Origin of the sequence: Actinoplanes sp. G11-F43, assembly GCF_050589265.1 — a bacterium.
GTDB lineage: Bacteria > Actinomycetota > Actinomycetes > Mycobacteriales > Micromonosporaceae > Actinoplanes.
In genome coordinates this window covers 204,139-228,018 of record NZ_JBNZCE010000019.1, presented here as the reverse complement: position 1 = coordinate 228,018, position 23,880 = coordinate 204,139, and the positions used below count along the sequence as shown (strand labels likewise).

Genomic DNA, 23,880 nt, shown 5'->3' with positions numbered 1-23,880 from the left:
TGAGTCCGAACAGGCGTGCGGAGGCGCGCCGGCCCGATGCGGGCGGACTCCGTAACTCCTGCTCGATGGGGGTGTCGATGGTGGACAGCGTGGCTCTCCCGTCCCGGTGTTCTAGATCCTGTTGACGCGCGATCGGCTCGTTAGGTTAGCCTAACCATCGCACGCGGTCGCAGGACCGGTCGTACCCCAGAAAGACTTGATGATGAAGTTCTCGCAGGTTTCCTTGTCCCGTCGTGGCCTGCTGGCCGCGGGCGGCGCCGTCGGTGCCGGCGCCCTCCTCGCCGCGTGCGGTGGCGAGTCGGAGGAGAGTGGGTCCCCGGCCTCTTCCGCCGCAGCCGCCGCCGGCCCCTGGAAGTTCACCGACGACCAGCCCAAGGAACTGACCGCCGACAGCACCCCGAAGAAGATCGTCGCCTTCACCGGCACCGCCGCCGCCCTGGTCGACCTGGGCCTGCAGGACTCCATCGTGGGCGTCTTCGGCGAGACCAAGAAGGCCGACGGCACCGCCGAGAAGCAGGCCGGCGCACTGGACGTCAACAAGGTCGAGATCATCGGCAACGCGTGGGGCGAGTTCTCCGTCGAGAAGTACGCCGCGCTCACCCCCGACCTGCTGATCACCCACATGTTCGACCCGGGCGCCTACTGGTACCTGCCGGACGAGAGCAAGGACCAGATCCTCAAGCTGGCGCCGGCCGCCACCATCACCGTCGGCCGGGTCCCGCTGAACAAGCCGATCGAGCGGTACGCCGAGCTGGCCGCCTCGCTGGGCGCCGACCTCAACGCCCCCAAGGTGACCGAGGCCAAGGCCCGCTTCGAGAAGGCCGCCGCCGACCTGTCCGAGGCGGCCAAGGCCTCCGGCGGCATCAAGGTCCTGGCGGGTTCCGGCGCGGCCGACATCTTCTACGTGTCGAACCCCAAGGTGTCGTCCGACATCATGTACTTCAAGGAGCTCGGGGTCGACATCATCGTCCCCGAGAAGACCGACGGCGGTGACTACTACGAGTCGCTGAGCTGGGAGAACGCCGACAAATACCACGCCGACATCATCTTCCTGGACGCCCGCACCGGCACCCTGCAGCCCAACGACCTGGCGTCCAAGCCGGGCTGGAGCGCACTGCCCGCGGTCAAGGCCAACCAGGTCTTCCCGTGGGAGGCCGTGCCGATCTACTCGTGGGCCGGGTCCGCCCCGCTGCTGGAGGCCCTCACCGCCGCCATCAAGAAGTCCAAGAAGCTGGCCTGACCCACCCGCCGCACGGCGACGCCGTTCACGTCCGGTCGAGCTGGTCGACGACGTGGGCGGCGATCGCCAGGGACGAGGTGGCCGCCGGGGACGGGGCGTTGCGGATCGCGGTGACCGGGCCCAGATGGTGGATGCGGAAGTCGTCGACCAGGGCACCGTCGCGGTCCAGGGCCTGGGCGCGGACCCCGGCCCCGGCACGGACCACGTCGGCGGCGCCGATCTCCGGCACGTACCGCATCGCCTCGGCCATGTAGCGGGCCGTCGACAGCGACCCGCGGACCTCCCGGATCCCGGTCCGCCAGTGTCTGCGGGCCATCCGCCAGGTGCCCGGCCAGCCGGCGATCGCGGCCAGGTCGCGTGGCGACACCGCACCACGCGTGTAGCCCTCGCGGGCGGTGGCCAGCACCGCGTTCGGCCCGACCTCGACGACCCCGGTGACGCGGCGGGTGAAGTGCACGCCGAGGAACGGGTACCGCGGGTCCGGCACCGGGTAGATCATGCCCCGGACCAGGGCGGCCTTCTCCGGGCGGACCCGCATGTACTCGCCGCGGAACGGGATGATCCGGGGTTCGGCGGTGTCCCCGGCCAGACCCGCGACGACGTCGCTGTGCAGGCCCGCGCAGATGATCACCCGGTCGGCGGTGAGGTCCCGCTCCCCCGCGACGATCCGGATCCGGCCGGGCTCGCGGCGGACCCCGGAGACCGGGAAGTCGTAGATCACCTCGCCGCCGGCCGCCTCGATGTCGCCGGCGAGGGCCCGGGCCACCGCCGGGAAGTCGGTGATCGCGGTCTCCGGCGAGTGCAGGGCGGCGAGCCCGGCGGCGTGCGGCTCGATCTGGCGGATCCCGGCCGGATCGACCCGCCGCAGGCCCGGTACGCCGTTGTCGCGCGCCCGTTTCTCCAGGTCGCCGAGGCGGCCGAGCTCGTCGGAGCGGACCGCGACGACCAGCTTGCCGCATTCGTCGTAGGCGATCGCGTGCTCCGCGCAGTACTCCCGCAGCAGCAGCCGCCCCCGGGTGCACAGCTCGGCTTTCAGGCTGCCCGGCGGGTAGTAGATGCCGGCGTGCACCACCCCGGAGTTGTGGCCGGTCTGGTGCCGGGCCGGGCCGGGCTCCTTCTCGACGACCACCACCCGGGTGCCGGGCCGCCGTCTGCCGATCTCCCGTCCGACGGCCAGCCCGACGATCCCGGCCCCGATGATCCCGACGGTCTCGTCCGCCATGTCTCCCCCTGGTGAGTCCACCTTGGAGTGAGGCTATCGGGACGCGTACACCCGGCCCAGGGTGACGGTCACGACGGTGCCGTGCGGCTGGTTGGGCGCGGCGGTGACGGTGCCGCCGTGCTGGGCGGCGGTCTGCGCGACGATGGCCAGGCCGAGCCCGGAGCCGGGCATGCTGCGGGCGGCGGGCGCCCGGTAGAAGCGGTCGAAGACGTGCGGCAGGTCCTCGGCGGCGATGCCGGGGCCGTTGTCGGCGACGGTGAGCACGCCGTCGCGCAGCCGGGTGACGACGGTGCCGCCGGGTGGGCTCCACTTGGCGGCGTTGTCGAGCACGTTGACCGCCATCCGTTCCAGCTCGCCGGGGCGGCCCTGCACGGTGACCGGTTCCAGGTCGGTGTCGAAGACGAGGCCGGGGACCCGGATCCGGACCCGGTTGATCGCGGCGGTGACCACCTCGGCCAGGTCGACCTGTTCGGCGTCCTCCCGGCTGCCCTCCTCACGGGACAGCTCGACCAGCTCGGTGGTGAGGGTGGCCAGCTCGCGGACCTGGGCGTCCAGATCGCCGAGCAGTTTCACCTTCTCCTCCGGGGGCAGCCGGTGTGCCAGCTCGGGCCGGCGCTCGACCTCCAGCAGCAACTCGACGTTGGTCCGGATGCTGGTCAGTGGGGTGCGCAGTTCGTGCCCGGCGTCCTCGACGAGGGCCCGCTGGGCGCGCCGGGAGGCGTCGATGGCGGCGAGCATGGCGTTGACCGAGCGGCCCAGGCGGGCGATCTCGTCCTCGCCGGAGACCTCGATCGGGCGGGTCAGGTCCATCGTGACGGCCACGTCCTCGACGGCCTCGGTGAGCCGGTCGACCGGGGCCAGGCCGGCCCGGGCGACGGTCCGGCCGAGCACCGCGGCCCCGGCGACGCCGGCCACGCAGCCGGCCGCGAGCAGGGCCGCGAACAGGGCGAGGACCCGTTTGTCGGGGTTCGGGTCGACCCCGACCTGGACCGCGCCGCCACCGGCGATCGGCACGGTGAGCATCAGGTATTCGCCGGAGCCGAGGGTGACCTTCTCCTGCATCTCGGCGTGCCCGGTGGTGGCGATCGCGACGGCGGTGGCGGTCACCGGCAGCCGGGTGGCGGAGCCGCCGACCACGTCGCCGGCCGGGTTGAGGATCTGCCAGCAGGGGCCGATCTCGGCGTAGCCGGGGCTGGGCCGGGCACCCTGTGACTGCAGCCACTGCCACGGGTTCTCGGCGATGGTGCGGGCGTCGGCCAGCAGACCGGCGTCGAGCCTGCGCTGCTGGATCTCCGCCACCAGGAGCCAGGCCCCCGCGGACACCAGCAGCACGGCGGCCGCCACCGCGCCGGCCACCAGCACGGACAGCCGGTCGTGCAGGGTCCGCTCGTTCCACCACGCTCTCACAGCGGCTCCTCCCGCAGCACGAATCCGACGCCCCGGACAGTGTGCAGCAGCCGCGCCTCCCCGTCCGCCTCCAGCTTGCGCCGCAGGTAGCCGAGGTAGACGTGCAGGCTGTTGGACTGTTCACCGAAGTCGTACCCCCAGACCTGCTCGAACAGGGCGGTCCGGGAGAGCACCTGCCTGGGGTGGCGCAGGAAGGCCTCCAGGATGCCGAATTCGGTGCGGGTGAGCTTGAGTGCCCGGGCGCCCCGCCACACCTCGCGGGTGGTGGGGTTCATCCGTACGTCGGCGAAGGTCAGAAGATCGACGGCCGAGGCGGCGCTCAGCTGGGAACGGCGCAGCAGGGCCCGGATCCGGGCCAGCAGTTCCTGCAGGGCGAACGGTTTGACCAGGTAGTCGTCGGCGCCGGCGTCCAGGCCGGCGACCCGGTCGCCGACGCCGTCCCGGGCGGTGAGCATCAGCACCGGCAGCACCACGCCGTCGGCGCGCAACCGCCGGCACGCCTCCAGGCCGTCCATCCGGGGCATGCTCACGTCGAGGATCAGCGCGTCCGGCTCACCGGCCCGCACCACGTCGAGGGCGTCCCGGCCGTCACCGGCGGTGTCCACCTGATAACCCTCGAACCGCAGCGTACGGGCCAGCGAGTCACGCACGGCCGCGTCGTCCTCCACCACCAGGATCCGCATGGACCCATTAAAGCCGGGCAGCATCGATCGCCGATTGCAGTGACTGTATGTAGCCGCCACTGGTGTAGGTGGCGCCGGACACCGAGTCGATGTCCGCGCTCTGGGCGGCCAGGGTCTCCTCGATCAGCGTGGGCAGGGCGGATCCGCTGATCTCGTCGTGCCGGGGGCTGCCGCTGGGGCGGACCGGCACGCTGACCGAGGTGATCCTGCCGTCCTCGACGGTGATCACCACCTGGACGTCGCCCTCCTGGGTGGGCACGGTGTCGCCGGTGTAGGTCTCGCCGGAGGTGGTGGCGGGGACGACCGCCACCGTCTCGGCGACCGCGCTCTGCCCGGTGCTGGTCCGGTAGCTGAACAGCAGGACCAGTCCGACGACGGTGGAGAGCATCCACAGGATGATGCGGGGCATGGCGTAGATCTCCCTGTCTACCAGGCGAACAGTTCGGTGTGCACACGGTCCGGGCGGGCGCCCGCCTCGACGGCCGCGGCACGGGCGGCGGCGGCCCACTCCTCCGGTCCGCAGATGAACACCCGGGATTCGGCGATGCGTGGCGCCACCTGCCGCAGGGCGCCCGCGTCACCGTCGCCGGCGAAGGCGGCGGGCAGCCATGACGTACGCCGGGAGCGCGGCCCGGTCAGCGGCACCACCCGCACCCCGCGCCGGGTCGCGTACCAGTCCAGTTCGTTACGGAAGACCAGGTCGTCCTCGGTCCGGGCGCGGTAGACCAGGGTGGCCTCGCCGTCGCGGAACGGCAGTTCGCCGAGCAGCGACAGCAGTGGGGTGATGCCGACGCCGCAGGCCATCAGCAGCACCGGCTCACCGGCGTAGTCCTCGCCGGTCAGCTTGCCGTACGGCCCCTCGATCAGCACCCGGGTGCCGGGCTTCAGCGAGGCCATCCGGGAGCTGCCGTCGCCCTGGTTCTTCACGGTGATCCGGAGCATGTCGCCGCCCGGGGTGGCGGAGAGCGAGAACGGGTTGGCCCGGCTCCAGCCCTTGCCGTCCAGGAAGCGCCAGTGGAAGAACTGGCCGGCCCGCACCGGCAACTCGGCGAGGCGTTCGCCGGTCAGGTGCACCGAGGTCAGCCCGGGGCCTTCGGCGACCACGTGGCTCACCGTCAGGCGGTGCCTGCGGTTGCGCAGGACCGGGAGACCGATGCGGTACGCCAGGACGGCCCCGGCCGCGGCCAGGTACAGCGTCCACCAGTAGGCGCGGGCCCACGGTGTGCCGGTGAAGTCCTCGCCGGTCCAGATCTGGTGCGGCAGGGCCAGACCGACACCGAGGTACGCGTACAGGTGCAGCAGGTGCCACGACTCGTACCGCATCCGGCGGCGGGCGGCCCGCATCGAGGTGACCACCACCATGAGCAGCGCGACGGTGCCGGCCGCCGCGAGCAGCATTCCGGGGTAGGTGAGGATCAGGTTCCACAGCTGGGCGAGGAAGCCGCCGCCGGCCGCGTACCCGAGGGTGATCGTCACGATGTGCGCGACCATCAGCCAGAACGAGCTGAACCCGGTCCACCGGTGCCAGCGGGCCAGCCGGTCCTGCCCGAAGGCCCGTTCCACCAGCGGGATCCGGGCCATCAGCAGCACCTGGAGGAGCAGCAGGTCGGAGGCGTAGAGACCGGTCAACCTGCCGATCGCGGTGAAGGCCTCACCGCCGGTGAGGTCGGTGATGCCACCGTTGCTCACCCAGAGGACGGTGACGATCAGCAGGCTCAGTCCGGCGGCGGTCGCGCCGGCCCCGGGCCACCAGGCGGGGGTGGCGCGCGGCCGGTGTCGAACGTCGGACACGACGGTAGCGGTCATGGCCCCAAAACTGACCGCGGCTTCTAAGACCGGCACCGGCCGTTCATAAGGGTTGGCTAAGAAGACCCGTTCTCAGGCCGTCAGCACAGAGGCCTCACAGGATGCCGACAGAGAGTTCCGGCGCAATGGAAACACCTGATGAACCTGACCTGAAGGAAGCCCCCAAGTGACCATGCTGCTCGCGGTTGTCGCGGATCTGATCGCCATCCTGGTTCTGACGTTCGGTGTCTACTTTCCCCGGCACCGCCGCCGAGATCTGGTCACCGCCTTCCTGGGTGTCAACATCGGCGTCCTGGCGGTCTCCATCGTGCTCGGCAACACCGCCGTCGGCGCCGGACTCGGCCTCGGCCTCTTCGGTGTCCTGTCGATCATCCGGCTCCGCTCCGACGAGATCAGCCAGCACGAGATCGCGTACTACTTCGCCTCTCTCGCCCTCGGCCTGATCGCCGGGCTCGGCGACGTGATGGACGCCCTGCACCTCGGCCTGATGGCACTGGTCATCGCGGCGCTCTTCCTCGGCGACCACCCGGCGCTGTTCCGCCGACACCGCAACCAGCTGGTCCGCCTGGACGTCGCGTACACCGACGAGGAAGCACTCCGGACGCACCTGGAGACGATGCTGGGCGGCCAGGTCACCACCATGGTGATCAAGCAGATCGACATGGTGAACGACAGCACCCTGGTCGAGGTGCGCTGGATCGCCGGGCCGTCCCGGGTCCGCACCGAGCTGGGCCCGCGGATCGAGCGGGTGAACGCCCGATGACGGTCACCACCTTCGCGCCGGTCTCCCTGGCCGAACTGGTCGGCGAGGCCGCCCTGCTGACCCGGCTGGACCGCAAGTACCTGCTCCCGGCGGGCGCCCTGCCCACCCTGCTGGACCGGATGCCCGCGGGCGTACGGGTCCTGGAGATCGATGGACGGCAGGCCTTCGGATACCGCTCGATCTACTTCGACACCGCCGGGCTCGACGCCTATCACGCGGCCGCCCGCCGGAGACGGCGCCGGTTCAAGGTCCGGGTGCGCACCTATCTGGACAGTGGGCTGAACTTCGTCGAGGTGAAGACCCGTGGCGGCAGGGGCCAGACGGTCAAGGAGCGGATCCCGTACGCCGGGAACGGGGTTGATCTGGGCAGTGCCGGGCGGGCCTACGCAGCCCAGACCCTGGACGCCGCCGGCATCAGCCCGGAAGGACTCGACTTCCATCCGGTGATGGCCACCCACTACCGCCGCACCACGCTCTACGTGCCGTCGACCGGCAGCCGGGTCACCATCGACACCGGCCTGACCTGGCAGCTCCCGGACGGCGCGACGGTCCACATGCCGCACTCGGTGATCGTCGAGACCAAGTCCGGCCGGGCCGCCTCGGACGTCGACCGGCTGCTCTGGTCACTCGGCCACCGCCCCTGCTCGATCTCCAAGTACGCGACCGGCCTGGCCGCGCTGCGCCCCGAACTGCCCTCCAACCACTGGCGTCCCGTACTCCGCAACTTCACGAAAGGGCTCTGATGAGAATCCGCCGGAAGGTCCTCGCCGCCGTCAGCTCCCTCGCCCTGGCCGCCGCCATGCTCGCCGGATGCTCCACATCGTCCGGTGACGCGGTGGCCGCCACCCCGGCCGCGGTCACCTCCACCGTCGACGGCACCCAGAACGCCGCCGCCGTCCTGGCCGCCGACAAGGAAGTGCACAGCGCGGGCAGCGACGAGGCCGGGGTCACCGGCACGATCACCCTGACCGGCGCCTCGGCCACGTCCGGTGCGGAGGGCGTGACGGTCGACGGGAACACCGTCACGATCACCGCGGCCGGCACGTACACCATCAGCGGTGAACTGGCCGGGCAGATCGTGGTGAACGCGCCGGACGCCACCGTCACCCTGATCCTCGACGGCGCCGCGATCACCAGCACGGACCGTGCCGCGATCGCCGCCACCGAGGTCAAGGAGCTGGTCGTCCAGCTCGCCGCCGGCAGCGCCAACACCCTCGCCGACACCACGTCGTACGCCACGGACGCGGACGTCGACGCGGCCCTGTTCAGCGCCGGCGACCTGACGGTCAACGGGGACGGGAAGCTGACCGTCACCGGGAACGCCAACGACGCGATCGCCGCCAAGGACGGCCTGCTGATCGAGTCCGGCACGATCAGCGTGACGGCGAAGGACGACGGCATCCGCGGCAAGGACTACGTGGTGGTCACCGGCGGCACGATCACGGTCACCGCCGGCGGCGACGGGATCAAGGCCGACAACGACGAGGACACCGAGCGGGGGTACGTGTCGGTCAGCGCCGGCACCATCACCGTGACCAGCGGCGGCGACGGGGTCGACGCGGCCACCGACGTCGTCGTCACCGGTGGCACGATCACCGTCACGTCCGGCGGCGGGCTCGCCTCGGCCGCCTCCCTCGCCGCCGACGTCTCGGCCAAAGGCCTGAAGTCCGGCGTGATCACCGTGCTGGAGGGTGGCACCGTCGCGGTGAACGCCGCCGACGACGCGGTGCACAGCGACGGCGCGATCCACCTCAACGGCGCGAAGGTGACGGTGGGCAGCGGCGACGACGGCGTGCACGCCGAGGGGCAGCTGATCGTCGACGCCGGGTCGGTGACGGTGGCCTCGGCGGTCGAGGGCCTGGAGGCCGCGCAGATCGTGCTCAACGACGGCTCGGTCTCGGTCACCACCAGCGACGACGGTGTGAACGCCACCTCGTCCTCGTCGTCCTCGTCGTCCGAACCCTCGGTCACCGTCAACGGCGGCACCCTGGTGATCAACGCGGACGGCGACGGCCTCGACTCCAACGGCACCGCGTCGATCACCGGCGGCACCGTGGTGGTCAACGGTCCGGAGGGCAATGGCAACGGCGCTCTGGACGTCGACGCCACCTTCACCATCAGCGGCGGCATCCTCCTGGCCGCGGGCAGCTCCGGCATGGCCGTCACCCCGGACGCCGAGTCCGCGCAGGCCTGGCTCTCGGCCACCGTGGACAGTGCGATCCCGGCCGGGACCACGATCCAGATCACCGACAGCGACGGTACGGTCGTCGGAACGTTCACGACCAGCAAGTCGACGCAGAACATCACCTACTCCTCCCCCGCCGTCAAGCCGGGCGGGAAGTACACGATCAGCACCGGCGGCACCGCTTCCGGAACCGTCACCGGCGGGCTCGCCGCGTCGGGCACCCTCGGGTCGGCCACGCAGGTCGCCACCGTGACCGCGGGTTCGGCGCCGGCCGGTGGCGGGCGGGGCTTCGGGCGGCGCTGACCCCCGTCCACGTAGCGGCGCCCCTTTTGCCCCGGAGCGCCGCTACGTGATGTGCCGGATCACTCATCGGTCCGTATGCGGGACTAGTCAACCGCCGAGTATGCTGTTGCCGACCGTCATCGCGGTATCCACAAGGGACAGTCGAAGAGGTCTGATGTCCGAGATCGACGACGACAGCAGCGACAGCGGCAGTCACAGCAGCGGGGCGACAGTGCGCCGGCTCCAGCTCGGCGCCCATCTGCGCGCCCTCCGGCGAGCCAAGGGCATCTCCCGTGACCAGGCCGGTTACGAGATCCGGGGCTCCGAGTCCAAGATCAGCCGGATGGAGCTGGGACGCGTCTCGTTCAAGGAGCGCGACGTCACCGACCTGCTCAGGTTCTACGGCGTGACGGACGAGGCCGAGCACCGCCGGGTCCTCACCATGGTCCGTGAGGCGAACGCGCCGAGCTGGTGGCAGGCGTACGGGGACGTCCTCGACACCTGGTTCCAGAACTATCTGGATCTGGAGCAGGCCGCCGAGCTGATCCGGACGTACGAGGTGCAGTTCGTGCCCGGCCTGCTGCAGACCGACGCCTACGCCCGTGCCGTGATCAAGCTCGGTCACGAGGACGACGGGCCGGAGGAGATCGACCGCCGGGCCAAACTGCGGATGGCCCGCAAACAGGTGCTCGAGCGACCGGACGCGCCACGGCTGTGGGCGGTCCTGGACGAGGCGGTGCTGCGCCGGCCGATCGGCGGGCGTGACGTGCTGCGCGAGCAGATCGAATACCTGCTGGAGATCAGCGAGTCGCCGCGGGTGCGGCTGCAGGTGATGCCGTTCGACTCCGGCGGTCACGCGGCGGCCGGCGGCGCGTTCAGCATCCTGCGGTTCCCGCACGAGAAACTGCCCGACGTGGTCTACATCGAGCACCTCACCAACGGGCTCTACCTGGAGCGCCGGGAAGAGGTGGACCGCTACGCGGCGGCGATCGGCCGGCTGTTCATCGAAGCCGACCGGCCCGACCGGACACCCGCCACCCTGCGGAAGATCCTCGCCGACTCGTAAGCCTGACACAGCCGGCCCACAAGCTCCGCGGCTTCACTTCGGGGCGTGACAGAGAAACCCCGCACCATCAGCCGCCGTGGTCTCCTAGCCGGAGGTGCCGGCCTGCTCGCCGCCGCCGGTGGGGGCGGTGCCTGGGCCCTCGACCGGTACGTCCTCGACCACGTCGAGGTCAGCGGCGCCTCCCGGCTGGCCGCGCGGAACGTGGTCGCCGCCGAGGCGGACGGCGCCGGCACGGCCACCGCCACCACGTACACCAGCTCCACCGCGACCATCACCATCGAGACGGTGTCCACCGGCACCCTCGCCTACTTCGTGGCGGACGTCCGGGTCAGCGACGCGACCATCGTGCGGTCGGCGTTCGCCGAGGACCGGTTCGGCACCAACATCATCGCCGATCCGTCGGACATCGCCGCCTCGGCCGGCGCCGTCCTGGCGATCAACGGCGACTACTACGGGTTCCGCGACACCGGCATCGTGATCCGCAACGGGGTGACCTTCCGCGACGCCGGTGCCCGGCAGGGCCTCGCCCTCTACGCCGACGGGTCGATGAAGCTGTACGACGAGACCGCCACCAGCGCCGACGCCCTGATCGAGGCCGGCGTGTGGAACACCCTGTCGTTCGGCCCCGGCCTCGTCGACGACGGCAAGGTCATCGACGGCATCGACCGGGTCGAGGTCGACACCAACTTCGGCAACCATTCCGTCCAGGGCCGGCAGCCACGCACCGGCATCGGCCTGCTCGGCACCAACCACCTGCTGTTCGTGGTAGTCGACGGCCGCAGTAAGGGCTACAGCCTGGGCGTCACCATGCCGGAGTTCGCCCAGATCTTCGCCGACCGCGGCGCCACCGTCGCCTACAACCTGGACGGCGGCGGCTCCTCGGCGATGATCTTCCAGGACGCCCTGGTGAACAATCCCCTCGGCAAAGGCAAAGAGCGGGGCACCAGCGACATCCTGTACGTGGCCGGATGAGCCCCGTGATCGTCCTCATTCCCGCCTACCAGCCCGACGAACGCCTGGTCACCCTGGTCTCCCACCTGAACCACCATCGGGTGCTGGTGGTCGACGACGGCAGCGGCCCGGCGTACACCACGACGTTCGAAGCCGCCCGCCGAACCGGCGCCGAAGTGATCCACCTCAGCCGCAACCGGGGCAAGGGTTTCGCCTTGAAGACCGGTTTCGCCCACATCAGAACCCACCACCCCGGCCACAACGTGATCTGCGCCGACAGCGACGGCCAACACCGTCCCGAAGACATCGAGGCGGTCGCCGCCCGCCTCCCCACCTCCTCCCCCACCCCTCGCCCCGCCACCGCCACCATCTCTCCCTCCTGTTCCCCCACCACCTCTCACACCGCCCCCACCACCTCTCCCTCCTGTTCCCCCACCACCTCTCACACCGCCCCCACCACCTCTCCTTCCTGCTCTCCCACCACCTCTCGCACCATCTCCGCAACCTCTCGCGTCAGCTCCGCCGGAGCCTCTCCCGTTGCGATGGTGCTCGGCGTGCGCCGGTTCACCGGCCGGGTGCCGGCCCGCAGCCGTTTCGGCAATGCCGCCACCCGCATCGCGTTCCGCCTGATCACCGGCATGGCGGTGACCGACACACAGACCGGCTTGCGCGGCTACCCGGCCCACATCCTGCCGTGGCTGGAGGCGGTCCCCGGCGACCGTTTCGAATACGAACTGCGGCTGCTTCTGAACGCCGCCCGCGAAAACCTGCCGGTCGAGGAGGTCGACATAGCCACCGTCTACCTGGACGGCAACAGCTCGTCCCACTTCCGCCCGGTAGTCGACTCGGCCCGCATCTACGGCCCGCTGCTGGCCTTCGCCGCTTCCTCCCTGCTCGCCTTCACGGTGGACGCCGCGGTGCTGGCCGCCCTGGTCACCTGGACCGGCGACCTGACCCTGTCAGCCATAGGAGCCCGCCTGGTCAGCGCCACCCTCAACTACACGGTCAACCGCACCGCCGTCTTCAGCACCCGTTCCCCCGCCGCCGCCTTCCCCTCGTCCCCCGGCCCCCTCTCATCGCCCGCCGCTTCCTCTCCGCCCTACTCCCGCTTTCCCTTGTCCTCCTTTGTCCCCCACCTGTCCTCTTCCGTGCCCGAATCCCGCCTGCCGTCGTCCGCATCCCACTTGTCGTCGCCCGGGTCCCGCCCGCCGTCGTCCGCTTCCCACTTGTCGTCGTCCGTGTACCGCCCGCCGTCGACCGGGGCCTGTTTGTCATCCTCCGCGTCCCGCTTCCCCTCCTCCGAGTGCCGCCTGTCGTCGTCCTCCGTCGGGCGCGGGCGGGTGCCGCACCGCCGGTCCGCGCCGCGTTACATCGCTCTCGCCCTCGCGTTGCTAACCGCGAACATCGCCCTGTTGCATGTGCTCACCGCCCTGACCGGCTCTCTCGTGATCAGCAAGGTCCTCACCGAGGTCACCCTCTTTCTGGCCGGTTTCGCGGTGCAACGGACGTTCGTCTTCCGCAGTCCCCGCCCCGGCCCGCCCGGCACCCGGATCACACCGGAGGCACAGCCCGCCGGCACCCACGGCTGATCACGCTTGCGGCATGAACGATGGCCCAGTGGTGCCCACCCGCCAACCGGCCACGCCCGGACGGCCTGCGTCGGCAGCCCGTCAGGCGGCCGCCTGGCAGATCTGTCTGGGTGCCGGGCCGGCCGTCATCGGGCTGTACTTCGCGCTGGCGTCCGCCGGGATCCTGCCCGGCCTCCAGGTGGCACTCTTCGCCAGCGCCAACGCGATCTTCGCGGTGGCCGCGCTGATCATGGCGTGGCGGCGCCCGGCGATGCGGGCCATCCTGGCGCTGCTGGGTGCCTCGGCGGCGGCCCGCGGCACTGGTGACGTGCTGCTCTACTTCGACGCGCTGGTGCACCGGTTCCTGCCGTACCCCGGCCCCGCCGACTTCTACTACCTCCTCGCCTATCCGCTGCTGGCGGCCGGCCTGCTCCTGATCGTCCGCCGGCGGACTCCCGGCTGGGACGGTGCCAGCATGATCGACGCCGCGATCGTGGCCATCGGCTCCGGCTATGTGATCCTGCTGTTCCAGATCGTGCCCGGCATCGACCTCACCTACCGGTTCACCTCGCTGGTGGCGATCGCCTACCCGGTGGGCGGCCTGATGGTCCTGGCGGTCGGCGCACGCCTGCTGCTGGGCGCCGGCCCCCGCTCCACCGCGCTGCACCTCCTCGGCGCCGCCCTGGTCACGGTGTCGGTGGCGGACGCGGTCTACGGCTTCCAGTCGCAGGCCGGAACTTTCCAGGTGGGCACCTTTCTCGACGCGTTCTGGATGACCGCCAGCCTCTGTTTCGCCGCCGCTGTCCTGCACCCGTCGGCACCGGAGCTCATCGCGCCGTCCCGCGTCACCACCCCCGACGCTTCCCCTGGGCGTCTGCTGGTGCTGGCGCTGGCCGCGATCATCCCGCCCACCACTACGATCGTCCAGCACTACCGGGACGCCGAGGAGTACGTGGTGGCCTCCGCGATCGTCGGCAACACCGTTTTCCTGCTGGTCCTGATCCGGATGGCGCTGCTGGTGAAAGCCCAGCGCCGGGACGCGGTGACCGATGCCCTGACCGGCCTGTCCAGCCGCCGCTACTTCGACCAGGCCCTCGGCACGATCGGCGCCCGGTCCGCCCGCAGCGGCAACCCGGTCAGCATGCTCCTGCTGGACATCGACCACTTCAAGAGCGTCAACGACACGTACGGCCACAACGGCGGCGACCGTGTCCTGGTCGAGGTGAGCAACCGTCTCAGTCATCTGGTCCGCCCCGGTGACGTGGTGGCCCGGTACGGTGGCGAGGAGTTCGCGATCCTGCTCCCCGACACCCAGCCGGAACAGGCCCGCGCGGTCGCCGACCGGATCCGCCAGGGCATCGCCGACACCCCGATCGAGGTGAACGGCACCCGGCTGATCCAGGTCACCGTCTCGATGGGTGTGGCCGGCATGCCCTCCAGCCCCAGCACCGACGCCCTGATCCTGGCCGCCGACCAGGCTCTGTACGCCGCCAAGCACGCCGGCCGCAACCGCGTCTCCTGTGCACCCGGCGCCACCCGCCCGGATCGCTCCACCCCGGTCCTCCCCACGGAGACACCCGAGAGCAGGACCGCAGTAGCCGTCGCGTCAACCGGGATCAGGACAGCGGCCACCGGCACGTCAGCTGACCCCAGGGCAACGGCCGCCACCGCATCAACCGAGGTCAGGACCGAGGTCGTCGTCACATCGGCCGACCTCACCGGAGTGGGCTGAGACATCGGGAACGGTGAACGGCACAATCGTCGCCATGCGGTTCGGCATCCTGGGGCCCCTGTGGGCGCAGCGACCGGACGGGATCCCGATCCCGCTCGGTGGCCCCCGGCTGCGTGCCCTCCTGGCGATGCTGCTGCTGGATGCCGGCCGCCCGGTCTCGGCCGACCGGCTGATCGACGGGCTTTACGGTGACGATCCACCGTTCGGCGCCGTGAACGCCCTGCAATCCCAGGTGTCCCGGCTGCGCCGCTCGTTCCCGGTCGAGTTGGGCCCGGCCGGTTACCTCCTGGCGGTGCCACCGCAGGAGGTCGACGCCCACCGTTTCGCGACTCTGGCCGCGGCCGGTCATCAAGCGCTCGCCGCCGGGGACCCGGACCGCGCCGCCACCCTGTTGCGGGAGGCCACCGGCCTCTGGGCCGGGGAGGCGCTCATCGACGTCCGGCACGCGCCCTTCGCCGCCCCGCACGTCACCCGCCTGACCGAATCGCGCCTCACCGCGCTGGAACACCTCTACGAGGCCGAACTCCATCGCTCCACCCCGCTCTCCCCCGGGACGATCCCGGGCCTCCGTGATCTGGTCTCCGCCCACCCGTTGCGGGAACGGTTCCACGCCCTGCTGATGCGCGCCCTGACCGCCGCGGGCCGCCCCGCGGAGGCATTGGCCGTCTACGGCGCCCTGTGCCGAACCCTCGCCGACGAACTCGGCACCGACCCCTCTCCCGAACTGTCCACTCTGCACACCACGCTGCTCCGCCGGCCCGCCGCCGCCCCGCCCGCCGCCGCCCCGCCGGCGAAGCCAGTGCCCACATCACTCCCGTCAGCCCCGCGCCCAGGCGCCATCTCTCCAGCCGCTGCTGCCCGGCCCGCTGATCTCCCGGCCGCCCTCTCGCCGGGCAGCAACTCCCAGCCCGCTGACCCTCTGGGCACGGATCTCCCGCCCGCGCGCCGCCCATCGAAACCGTCGGCGGGCCCCGCGCCGGTCGCTGATTCCACGTCGGCCGGCACTGCGGCGGATGGCACCGCGTCGGCCCACACAGCGTCTATCCACGCCATGCCTGCCAACGCCATGCCTACCGACGCCGCGACGTCTACCGATACCGCGACGTCTACCGATACCGCGATGCCGGGGCCCACGAGCGCCGCATCACATCAGCAGGCCGGGGCGCTCTCCGGCGGCGTTCCGCTGCGGGAGTCGGTCCGGCACGGGTTGCCGAACCAGCTCAACAGCTTCGTGGGCCGCGACACCGAACTGACCTGGCTGGTCAACGCGCTGACCTCACGCCGGCTGGTCACCCTGCACGGCCCCGGCGGCGCGGGCAAGACACGCCTGGCCACCGAAACGGCCGCACGGCACCAGGGCGACGTCTATTTCGCCGAACTGGCCGCGGCTGGCTCGGACGAGATCCCTCGCGTGGTGCTGACCGCCCTCGGTCTCCGTGACGTCATCCTCAACACCCCCGTCAGCCCACTGCCGCCTCCGGCGGCTCCCGCTCCTGTGCCGCAATCCTCCTCCGCCGGAGACGGCGCCCACCAGCTTCCGTACGCAACGCCACACCCACCGCTCCCGCCGGCCGCACCGACCACACAGATCCCCGCGGACACGGGTGGGGTAGAAGGAATGGAAACCGCCGGACCAGCAGGGCCGACGGACCCGGTGGGCGGCGGCGCAGGACCAGCAGGGCCGACGGACCCGGTGGGCGGCGCAGGACCAGCAAGGCCGACGGACCCGGTGGAAACCGCCGGACCAGCAGGGCCGGCGGACCCGGTGGGCGGCGATCAGGCCGGGCCTGACGTCGCGGAACGTCTGGTGGTGGCCCTGCGTGAGCGCGACCTGCTACTGGTCCTGGACAACTGCGAGCACGTCGTCGAGGCGGTCGCCGACCTGGCCGGCCGGCTGCTGGCGGGCGCCCCCGGCCTCCGGGTTCTGGCGACCAGCCGTGAGCCGCTCGGCATCCCCGGCGAGGTGCTGTTCCCGGTGGGCGGCCTACCGGTCCCCCCGGACGACGCCCGGCCCGCCACGGCGAGAGACGTCGCCGGCGAGGCCACAAGAGACGTGACAGGTGACGCCGCAAGAAACCTGGCGGGCACCGTCGCGGGTGACCTCCCTCCCCGATCCGGCCGGCAGGCAGGGAGCCCCACCCCGGACGACGCCGGAACGATCCAGACGTTGACCGCGTTCCCGGCGGTGCGCCTGTTCCTCGAACGGGCCGCCGATGTAGCCCCCGGCTTCACCCTGACCGCGGCGAACGCCCCCACCGTCCGCCGGCTCTGCCGCGCCCTGGACGGTCTCCCCCTGGCGGTGGAACTGGCGGCGGCCCGCCTGCACTCCCTCCCCCTCACCGAGATCGCCGCCCGGCTGGGCGACCGATTGCGTCTACTCTCCGGAGGCCGCCGGACCACCACCCGGCACCGCACCCTGGAAGCGGTCGTAGCCTGGAGCTGGGAGCTGCTGACCGATCAGGAGCAGACCCTGGCCCGCCGGTTCACCGTCTTCGCCGGAAGCGCCGGCCTGGCCGCGATCGAGGCGGTCGGCGGCGACGGCTCCACCGATGTGATCGACGCGCTGACCGGCCTGGTCGGGAAGTCACTGATCGAGCGGGACGGCGACCGCTACCGGATGCTGGAGACGATCCGGGCGTACTGCGCGGAGCGCCTGACCGATTCCGGCGAACGGCAGCGGCTGTGGGAGGCGCACGCCGAGCACTTCTTGGATCTGGCGGTGCGGGCGGGCCCGTACCTCCGCTCGGTTGATCAGATCGTCTGGTTGGACCGTCTCGACGCGGACCGGGACAATCTGCACGCGGCGATCCGGCGCAGTGCGGCGACCGGCGCGCCCAGGACCGCGTTGCGCCTGGTGTCGGCGCTCTGTTTCTACTGGTGGCTGCGGGGTCTGCGGCTGGAGGCGTCGGCGTTGAGCGCTCTGGCGCTGCGGGCGGCCGGCGACGAGCCACCCCCGGGACTGACCGAGGAGTACGTGGTGAGTGTCTTCACCGCGGCCATGGGCACCGGTTCGACGGGGCCGGTGGCCCGCTGGAGCCACTACATGCGCACCCTGTCGGCGGCGCCGGCGCAGCCTTTCCTGCTGTATCTGTCGGCGATGGCGGTGGGCCCACCGGACGAGGATCCGGCCGGCATCGTGGAGCTGAATCGGCGGCTGCGCGCGCAGATCGACGGCGATCCGTGGAGTCAGGCGCTGGGTGGGATCGGCGGCGGCTGGATGGTGTTGTTCTCGGGTGCCGATCCGGCGCTGGCGGAGCCGGAGTTCCGGGCGTCGCTGGCCGGTTTCCGGGCTCTCGGCGACCGCTGGGGCGCCATGCTGGCGTTGTCCGGGCTGGCCGAGCTGGCCGCCTGGCGTGGTGATCCGGCGGCGGCGATCCCGCCGACGGCGGAGGCGTTGCGGCTGGCCGGGGAGCTGGGTTCGGCGATCGATGTGGCCGATCTGCTGCGCGGCCGGGCGCAGGCGCTGATGGACACCGGGGACCGGGCGGGGGCGGCGGCCGATTTCACCCGGGCGGCCGAGCTGGCCCGGGAGGCGGGCGCCCCGGAGCTGGTGGCGTCGGCGCTGCTGGGGATGGGTTCGCTGCATCTGGCTTCGGATCCGGCGACGGCGTTGCGCTACTGCGAGGAGGCGCTGGCGGCGTGCCCCGCGGGCAGGTACAGCGCGGACGGCACCCGGATGGCGATTCTGGTGGTGCTGGGCCGGATCGCCGAACGGATGGGTGATCCGGTGACCGCGGCGGCCCGCTACCGGGAGGTGTTCACGGTCCGCGGCGGCATGATCGGTTTCCAGGTGATGGCGGAGGCGTTCGACCGGCTGGCCGTGCTGATGGTGACGGCCGGTGATCCGGAGCGGGCGGCCCGGATGCTGGGCGCGGTCCGGGCGCTGGCCTTGCGCGCCGATCCGGAGGGTTCGGCGGACGCGGCGGAGGCGGCCGGTGCGGCGCGGGCGATGCTGGGCGGGAAGCGTTTCGCGGCGGCGGTGGCCGAGGGCGCGGCGCTCCCGCAGGACGAGGCGCTGGCTCTGGCGTCGATCCCGCATCCGGGCCTAACGTCCTGGACATGACGCATCTGCGCACCCCGGGGGATTCGAGCCTGATCGCGTACGGCCGGGAGAAGCTCGGTTTCGTGCCCAACTTCCTGCACCCGTTCTCGCTCGCGCCGGAGATCTACGAAGGATGGGAGAAACTGCTTGCCGCGGTACGGGCGGACATGGCCCCACTGCGGTACGAACTGGTGACGCTGGCCGCTGCCCGGGCACTCGGTTCCCGATACTGCGTGCTCGCCCACGCCAGTGTGGTGTTGCGGGACGGGCTGCTCGACGACGCCACCCTGGTCGCTTCGATGACCGATCCGGACACGTCCGGGTTGCCGCCGGCCGAGGTGGCGGTGATGGCGTTCGCCGGGGCGCTGGCCACCGACCCGTACACGGCAAGCCCTGATGCTCTTGAAGTTCTGCGGGGCCATGGCCTGTCCGAGAACGACATCTTCCACGTGATCACCGCGGTGGCGGCGCGGCAGTTCTTCACCACGGTCCTGGCGGCGACCGGGACCGGACCCGACGACCGGTACGACGCACTCGCCCCCGAACTGCGTGCGGCACTGCTGACATAGGGCGGTCAGCGCGCGGTGCGTACACGGTCAGCGTGGTTCGCCAACCTGATCGGCATGACACCGACGATCGTGGCCGAGGGGCTGCACAAGCGGTACCAGAAGACCGTCGCCTTGGACGGGTTCGATCTGACCGTCCCGGCCGGCATCGTCCACGGCCTGCTGGGACCGAACGGGGCCGGGAAGACGACGGCCGTCCGCATCCTGTCCACACTTCTCGCGTTCGACGCCGGCCGGGCGGAGGTGGCCGGCGCCGACGTGACCCGGGACGCCCGGACGGTCCGCGAGCGGATCGCCCTGACCGGCCAGTACGCCGCCGTCGACGACCTGCTCAGCGGCCGGCAGAACCTGGTGCTGTTCGGCCGGCTGCACGGGCTGCGGCCGGGTGCGGCCGAGCAGCGCGCCGACGAACTGCTGGAGCGGTTCGGGCTGACCGAGGCGGCCGGGCGGTCCGCGAAGGACTACTCGGGCGGCATGCGGCGGCGTCTCGACCTGGCGTCCAGCCTGATCCGGCGCCCCCAGGTGCTGTTCCTGGACGAGCCGACCACCGGGCTGGACCCGCGCAGCCGCAACGAGGTGTGGCAGGCGGTCCGCGGGCTGGTCGCGGAGGGTACGACGGTGCTGCTGACCACCCAGTACCTGGAGGAGGCCGACCAGCTCGCCGAACGGATCTCGGTGGTGGACACCGGCCGGGTGGTGGCCGAGGGCACCCCGGACGAACTGAAGTCGATGCTGGGCGCGGACCGTCTCGAAGTGGTGGTCCGGGAAGCCGGGCGGGTCGTCGACGCGGCCGGCCTGATCAGCCGGATCACCGGCGGTGTCCCCGACGTCGACACCGACCAGCGGCGGCTACGGGTGCCGGTCATCGACCGGGTGGCCGCGCTGACCGCCGTGGTGCACGGACTTCAGGAGGCCGGGATCACGGTCGCCGACATCGGGGTGCACCGGCCGACTCTGGACGAGGCGTTCCTGCATCTGACCGGCAAGGTGGAGGTGGCGGCATGAGCAGCGCGGTCGCGGACGGACGGGTGATGGCCGGGCGGTACCTGCGGCACGTGGTGCGCGCCCCCGAGGAGATCGTCATCTACTTCACGTTGCCGATCATGTTCGTGCTGGTCTTCGGCTACGTGTTCGGCAGCGGGATGTCGGTGCCCGGTGGCGGGGACTACCGGGAGTTCCTGATCCCGGGCGTCTTCGTGATGACGATGCTCTACGGGATCGGCGCCACCGCCACCGGCGTCTCGGTGGACCTGGGCCGTGGGGTGCTGGACCGGTTCCGGTCGATGCCGATGGCCCGGTCGGCGCTGATCACCGGGCGGGTGGCCGCGGATCAGGCGCGGGCGTTGCTGGAGACGACCGTACTGGTGATCTGTGGTCTGCTCGTCGGCTGGCAGTGGAACCTCGGCATCGGCAAGGCCCTCGCCGGGATCGGCCTGCTCCTGCTGCTGCGGCTGGCGCTCAGTTGTGTCGGGGTGGCGTTCGGGCTGGTCTCACCGAACCCGGACACCGTCTCGATGGTGGTGTTCCCGCTGGCCTTCCCGCTGAGCGCGATCTCCAACGTGTTCGTCGCGCCGCAGCTGATGCCCGGCTGGCTGGGGACGATCTCGGAGTGGAACCCGATCTCGGCGACCACCACCGCACTCCGCGAACTGTTCGGCAACCCGGGCCTCGGCTCGGACTCCTGGCCGGCCGAGAACGCGCTGCTGCTGGCGGTGGCCTGGCCGGTGCTCCTGATCGCGATCTTCGGCCCGCTGGCCGTCCGCCTCTACCGCAACCTGGGCCGGTAGCCGGAATCCCCTCCGGCGCCACGGCGAAGCGTCATGGGTGGACCCTGTCGGGGGTGGGCCCACCGTGACGATGTCGCCGGCGGGCCCACAGCGACGTATCGCGGGTGGGCGGCGCGGCAACGCCCGCCCACCCGCGATACCGCCGGGACGCTCGGGTGGAAGCATCCCGGCCGGGACCGCACTCCGGCCAGGCGGTCCGGTCGGCCGCGCCCAGGGCGGTGGGTACGGCCAGCCATGTCCCGTGGGGGCAGTGTGCACTCGCAGTGTTACCGACAGCGACACTTTTCCACAGCAGACAAATCGCCCAAAACTGCACTTCAGGCCATTTTCCTTGCAAAGATCAACTCGTTTGACGTGATCTACAGCGGGGGTGGGCAGTGCGCATCGAGGACAGCGGCGGAACGCCGGTCATCAGCAGGCCGGTTCCGCGGCCCGCGCATCGGGGACCGCAGCCGGCCCACCTGCCACCGGCCCCGTCCGGGCGCCCCAGCGATCTGCCGCTGGAACTGGTCCGCCGCGACATCGCCGGCGACCACCCCGGGGTCCCACTGATGCTCCGGATCCGGGTCCTGCACGCACTCTCCGGCTTCCCGGTCACCGCGGCCGTCGTCGACCTCCGCCACCGCGCCCCCACCCCGGTCACCGACTCCACCGGGGTTCCCGATCGCATCGCAACCCCCGCCGCCACCGGAAGCCCCGATCGCACCGCAACCCTCGACTCCACTGAGGTCCCCCATCCCGCCACAGGCTTCGGCCCCACCAATAGCCCCCATCCCGCCGCGGCCCCCGACCCCACCGGGAGCCCTTCTCGCACCGCAGCCCTCGACCGCACCGCCCACGGCGCGGAGACCTCGGACTGTCCCGGCGCTCCGCACGAACTGCGCGGCGCTCAGGTGACCGATGCCGACGGGTACGCCGAGTTCCGCACCGTCCACCCCGGCCGTGTCGCCGGCGAACCGGTCCGCATCGACGCGGCCGTCCATGTCGGCGGAATCCTCGCCGGTGGCCGTGCGGTGACCTATGCCGGCCCGCTGTTCCTCCCGGAACAGATCGCCGCCGAGGTGGCCCCCGGCCCGGCCCCCACCACCGCTCCCGACCTCACCACCGGCGGCGCCATCCATGTCGTGCCCCGGGACCGCTTCGACCTGTCCGCGGGCCTGCTGGCCACGGTGACGGTAACGGTCGGCGACTGATCCTCATCCAGCCGGCGGTGCCGGCCACCTCCGCCGCCGGCCACCTCTCGAGCCATGAACGCTTCCCTGAGCCAGAACCTCGCGCTCCCGGCCGGTGAGCCGGGCCGGCGGGTCCCGCCGCCGGGTCAGCAGCTGCCGAACCACCTCGGGATCCACGACAGTGCGGCCCGCGGCCACCCTCCGTCAGCGCGTCCACGAACTCGGCGACGTCACCGATCCGGTCCTTGAGCAGATATCCGACGCCCGCCCCGTGGTCGGAGTCGATCAGCTCGGCGGCGTAGGTCTGCTCCGCATACCGACTGAGCACCAGCACCGGCAGCCTCGGGTCGGCGGCCCGCAACGCGATCCTCGGCGGTGTGCTCGCCGCGATCTCGGTGCTCGGTGTTCGTGATGCGGTCGAGGCTGAGATCGCTGCGGTCATCCCTTGGGGCTCGACGTTCGCGGTGACCGCCGTCTGCGCCGCGCTCGCTGTCCTGGCGTCGGCTGCCCCGGTCCTCCGTCGCAGCCGCGCCTGACGCACGGCCCGATGACCCGACCGAGCAGAACTCCGCCCAGAGATGGCAAACAGCCAGAACCGGAATAGCGGGCTAACCGAACAGAGGTAGCGGGTGGAAGGAACAGATGTGGTGGGCGGACAGCAATCGGATGGTAGAGCGGGAGACCCTGAGGTCGGTCGGGAGGTGAGAGAACTACGGAGGAGCAGCGGACAGCGGGTGAGAGGGCGGCCGGAAGCGGATCGGCGGCTCGTGAACCTGAGGCGGCGCGGTGCGCGGGGTTGAGACGCGCGACGTCCGGGTCCGATCGGGTGCCCTCTGGCAGGTTTCTCCGGATCTCGGGGAGGTGGACTCGGGTTGGTCGGAGGCTGGTACTCCTGCTCCGGACCGGGAAGATCTAGGCTGACGCGATCACAACCAGCCTGGGGGTCGACACCGATGCAACACGACTCGCGGCAGGACGACGGCCGGTCGCAGGACGACGCGGCGCGCGGGCGGCGCCGGAAGCTCTGGGCCCTGGTCGCGGTCCAGGCCGTCGCCCTGGTCTCGCTGACCTACCTGTGGGTCGGGCCGGCCAGTGCGGCCGTCGCCGCCGATCCGCGGCCCAACCTCGGCGCCGGGCTCGTCGGCATGGTCCTGATGGTGTTCGGGCTGCCCTGGTCGGTGTTCGTCTGTCTGCTGGACAACCGGTACGGGCTGTTCGACAGCGGTGTCCGTGATCTCTTCGTGCTCGGGCCGGCCGTGGTCAATCTGGCGCTGACCACGTTCGGCGTCTGGTGGACCGGGCGGCACCCGGTGGAGGAGACCCCCTGGCAGGTCCTCGACGCGGACGAGATCGGGGACGGTGCCGAAATCGAGGAGACCGAGGGGGCGGAGACCCGGCGCTGAGCGAT

Annotated in this window: 20 protein-coding genes and 1 pseudogene; 15 read left to right on the top strand and 6 right to left on the bottom strand. The window is 71.5% G+C overall.

Going from position 1 to position 23,880, the window contains the following annotated elements; all coding sequences use genetic code 11:
* The first annotated feature begins 202 nt into the window (after positions 1 to 202).
* A complete protein-coding gene (locus ACQ0O7_RS24000; RefSeq protein ID WP_430784480.1) occupies positions 203 to 1,240 on the top strand; it encodes an ABC transporter substrate-binding protein in 1,038 nt (345 codons plus the stop codon).
* 25 nt (positions 1,241 to 1,265) lie between these two features.
* On the opposite strand, the gene lhgO is transcribed toward ACQ0O7_RS24000, so the two are convergent.
* Genes lhgO through ACQ0O7_RS23975 form a run of 5 tightly spaced genes read right to left on the bottom strand, consistent with a single transcriptional unit; the run spans position 1,266 to position 6,358 of the window.
* Positions 1,266 to 2,462: an L-2-hydroxyglutarate oxidase gene (lhgO, locus tag ACQ0O7_RS23995; RefSeq protein ID WP_430784427.1), complete on the bottom strand. Its 1,197-nt coding sequence runs from the start codon at positions 2,460 to 2,462 to the stop codon at positions 1,266 to 1,268.
* 33 nt (positions 2,463 to 2,495) lie between these two features.
* Positions 2,496 to 3,869 (bottom strand): HAMP domain-containing sensor histidine kinase, encoded by a 1,374-nt coding sequence (locus ACQ0O7_RS23990; protein ID WP_430784426.1) that lies wholly within the window; start codon positions 3,867 to 3,869, stop codon positions 2,496 to 2,498.
* Positions 3,866 to 4,552, bottom strand: a complete 687-nt coding sequence (locus ACQ0O7_RS23985; RefSeq protein WP_430784425.1) for a response regulator transcription factor — start codon at positions 4,550 to 4,552, stop codon at positions 3,866 to 3,868. Before ACQ0O7_RS23985 ends, ACQ0O7_RS23990 begins: the two co-directional genes overlap by 4 nt.
* A gap of 7 nt (positions 4,553 to 4,559) precedes the next feature.
* Complete coding sequence (locus ACQ0O7_RS23980) at positions 4,560 to 4,961, bottom strand: FMN-binding protein (RefSeq protein ID WP_430784424.1); 402 nt, start codon at positions 4,959 to 4,961, stop codon at positions 4,560 to 4,562.
* A gap of 17 nt (positions 4,962 to 4,978) precedes the next feature.
* Positions 4,979 to 6,358, bottom strand: a complete 1,380-nt coding sequence (locus tag ACQ0O7_RS23975; protein ID WP_430784423.1) for a ferredoxin reductase family protein — start codon at positions 6,356 to 6,358, stop codon at positions 4,979 to 4,981.
* A gap of 172 nt (positions 6,359 to 6,530) precedes the next feature.
* Here ACQ0O7_RS23975 and ACQ0O7_RS23970 point away from each other — a divergent pair, with 172 nt between their 5' ends.
* From ACQ0O7_RS23970 to ACQ0O7_RS23915, 12 genes are all read left to right on the top strand, one after another.
* Positions 6,531 to 7,121: a DUF4956 domain-containing protein gene (locus ACQ0O7_RS23970; RefSeq protein WP_430784478.1), complete on the top strand. Its 591-nt coding sequence runs from the start codon at positions 6,531 to 6,533 to the stop codon at positions 7,119 to 7,121.
* On the top strand, positions 7,118 to 7,864 hold the full coding sequence (locus ACQ0O7_RS23965; protein WP_430784422.1) for a polyphosphate polymerase domain-containing protein: 747 nt from the start codon (positions 7,118 to 7,120) through the stop codon (positions 7,862 to 7,864). The genes ACQ0O7_RS23970 and ACQ0O7_RS23965 overlap by 4 nt, the downstream gene beginning before the upstream one ends.
* Positions 7,864 to 9,609, top strand: coding sequence for a carbohydrate-binding domain-containing protein (locus ACQ0O7_RS23960; RefSeq protein WP_430784421.1), 1,746 nt, complete (start codon positions 7,864 to 7,866; stop codon positions 9,607 to 9,609). The genes ACQ0O7_RS23965 and ACQ0O7_RS23960 overlap by 1 nt, the downstream gene beginning before the upstream one ends.
* Positions 9,610 to 9,763: 154 nt before the next feature.
* Complete coding sequence (locus ACQ0O7_RS23955) at positions 9,764 to 10,654, top strand: helix-turn-helix domain-containing protein (protein ID WP_430784420.1); 891 nt, start codon at positions 9,764 to 9,766, stop codon at positions 10,652 to 10,654.
* 45 nt (positions 10,655 to 10,699) lie between these two features.
* Entirely contained in the window at positions 10,700 to 11,626 is a 927-nt protein-coding gene (locus tag ACQ0O7_RS23950; RefSeq protein WP_430784419.1) for a phosphodiester glycosidase family protein, read from the top strand.
* Positions 11,623 to 13,194, top strand: a complete 1,572-nt coding sequence (locus ACQ0O7_RS23945; RefSeq protein WP_430784418.1) for a glycosyltransferase — start codon at positions 11,623 to 11,625, stop codon at positions 13,192 to 13,194. The genes ACQ0O7_RS23950 and ACQ0O7_RS23945 overlap by 4 nt, the downstream gene beginning before the upstream one ends.
* A gap of 13 nt (positions 13,195 to 13,207) precedes the next feature.
* Positions 13,208 to 14,905, top strand: coding sequence for a GGDEF domain-containing protein (locus ACQ0O7_RS23940; RefSeq protein WP_430784417.1), 1,698 nt, complete (start codon positions 13,208 to 13,210; stop codon positions 14,903 to 14,905).
* 34 nt (positions 14,906 to 14,939) lie between these two features.
* The gene (locus ACQ0O7_RS23935; RefSeq protein ID WP_430784416.1) at positions 14,940 to 18,968 is read left to right on the top strand and encodes a BTAD domain-containing putative transcriptional regulator; all 4,029 of its coding nucleotides are present in this window, start codon (positions 14,940 to 14,942) and stop codon (positions 18,966 to 18,968) included.
* The gene (locus ACQ0O7_RS23930) at positions 18,965 to 19,516 is read left to right on the top strand and encodes a carboxymuconolactone decarboxylase family protein (RefSeq protein WP_430784415.1); all 552 of its coding nucleotides are present in this window, start codon (positions 18,965 to 18,967) and stop codon (positions 19,514 to 19,516) included. Before ACQ0O7_RS23935 ends, ACQ0O7_RS23930 begins: the two co-directional genes overlap by 4 nt.
* 54 nt (positions 19,517 to 19,570) lie before the next feature.
* Positions 19,571 to 20,518 carry an ATP-binding cassette domain-containing protein gene (locus ACQ0O7_RS23925; RefSeq protein WP_430784414.1) on the top strand — a complete coding sequence of 316 codons (948 nt, stop codon included), beginning with the start codon at positions 19,571 to 19,573 and terminating at the stop codon, positions 20,516 to 20,518.
* Positions 20,515 to 21,300 (top strand): ABC transporter permease, encoded by a 786-nt coding sequence (locus tag ACQ0O7_RS23920; RefSeq protein ID WP_430784413.1) that lies wholly within the window; start codon positions 20,515 to 20,517, stop codon positions 21,298 to 21,300. The genes ACQ0O7_RS23925 and ACQ0O7_RS23920 overlap by 4 nt, the downstream gene beginning before the upstream one ends.
* A gap of 377 nt (positions 21,301 to 21,677) precedes the next feature.
* Positions 21,678 to 22,493 carry a hypothetical protein gene (locus ACQ0O7_RS23915; protein ID WP_430784412.1) on the top strand — a complete coding sequence of 272 codons (816 nt, stop codon included), beginning with the start codon at positions 21,678 to 21,680 and terminating at the stop codon, positions 22,491 to 22,493.
* Between the two features lie 69 nt (positions 22,494 to 22,562).
* Here ACQ0O7_RS23915 and ACQ0O7_RS23910 read toward each other — a convergent pair.
* Positions 22,563 to 22,833: pseudogene (locus tag ACQ0O7_RS23910) on the bottom strand (DNA-binding response regulator); the annotation flags it as partial.
* Between the two features lie 16 nt (positions 22,834 to 22,849).
* Here ACQ0O7_RS23910 and ACQ0O7_RS23905 point away from each other — a divergent pair.
* Both ACQ0O7_RS23905 and ACQ0O7_RS23900 read left to right on the top strand, forming a co-directional pair.
* Positions 22,850 to 23,008 carry a hypothetical protein gene (locus ACQ0O7_RS23905; protein WP_430784484.1) on the top strand — a complete coding sequence of 53 codons (159 nt, stop codon included), beginning with the start codon at positions 22,850 to 22,852 and terminating at the stop codon, positions 23,006 to 23,008.
* A gap of 417 nt (positions 23,009 to 23,425) precedes the next feature.
* Positions 23,426 to 23,875: a hypothetical protein gene (locus ACQ0O7_RS23900; protein ID WP_430784411.1), complete on the top strand. Its 450-nt coding sequence runs from the start codon at positions 23,426 to 23,428 to the stop codon at positions 23,873 to 23,875.
* Positions 23,876 to 23,880: the final 5 nt, after the last annotated feature.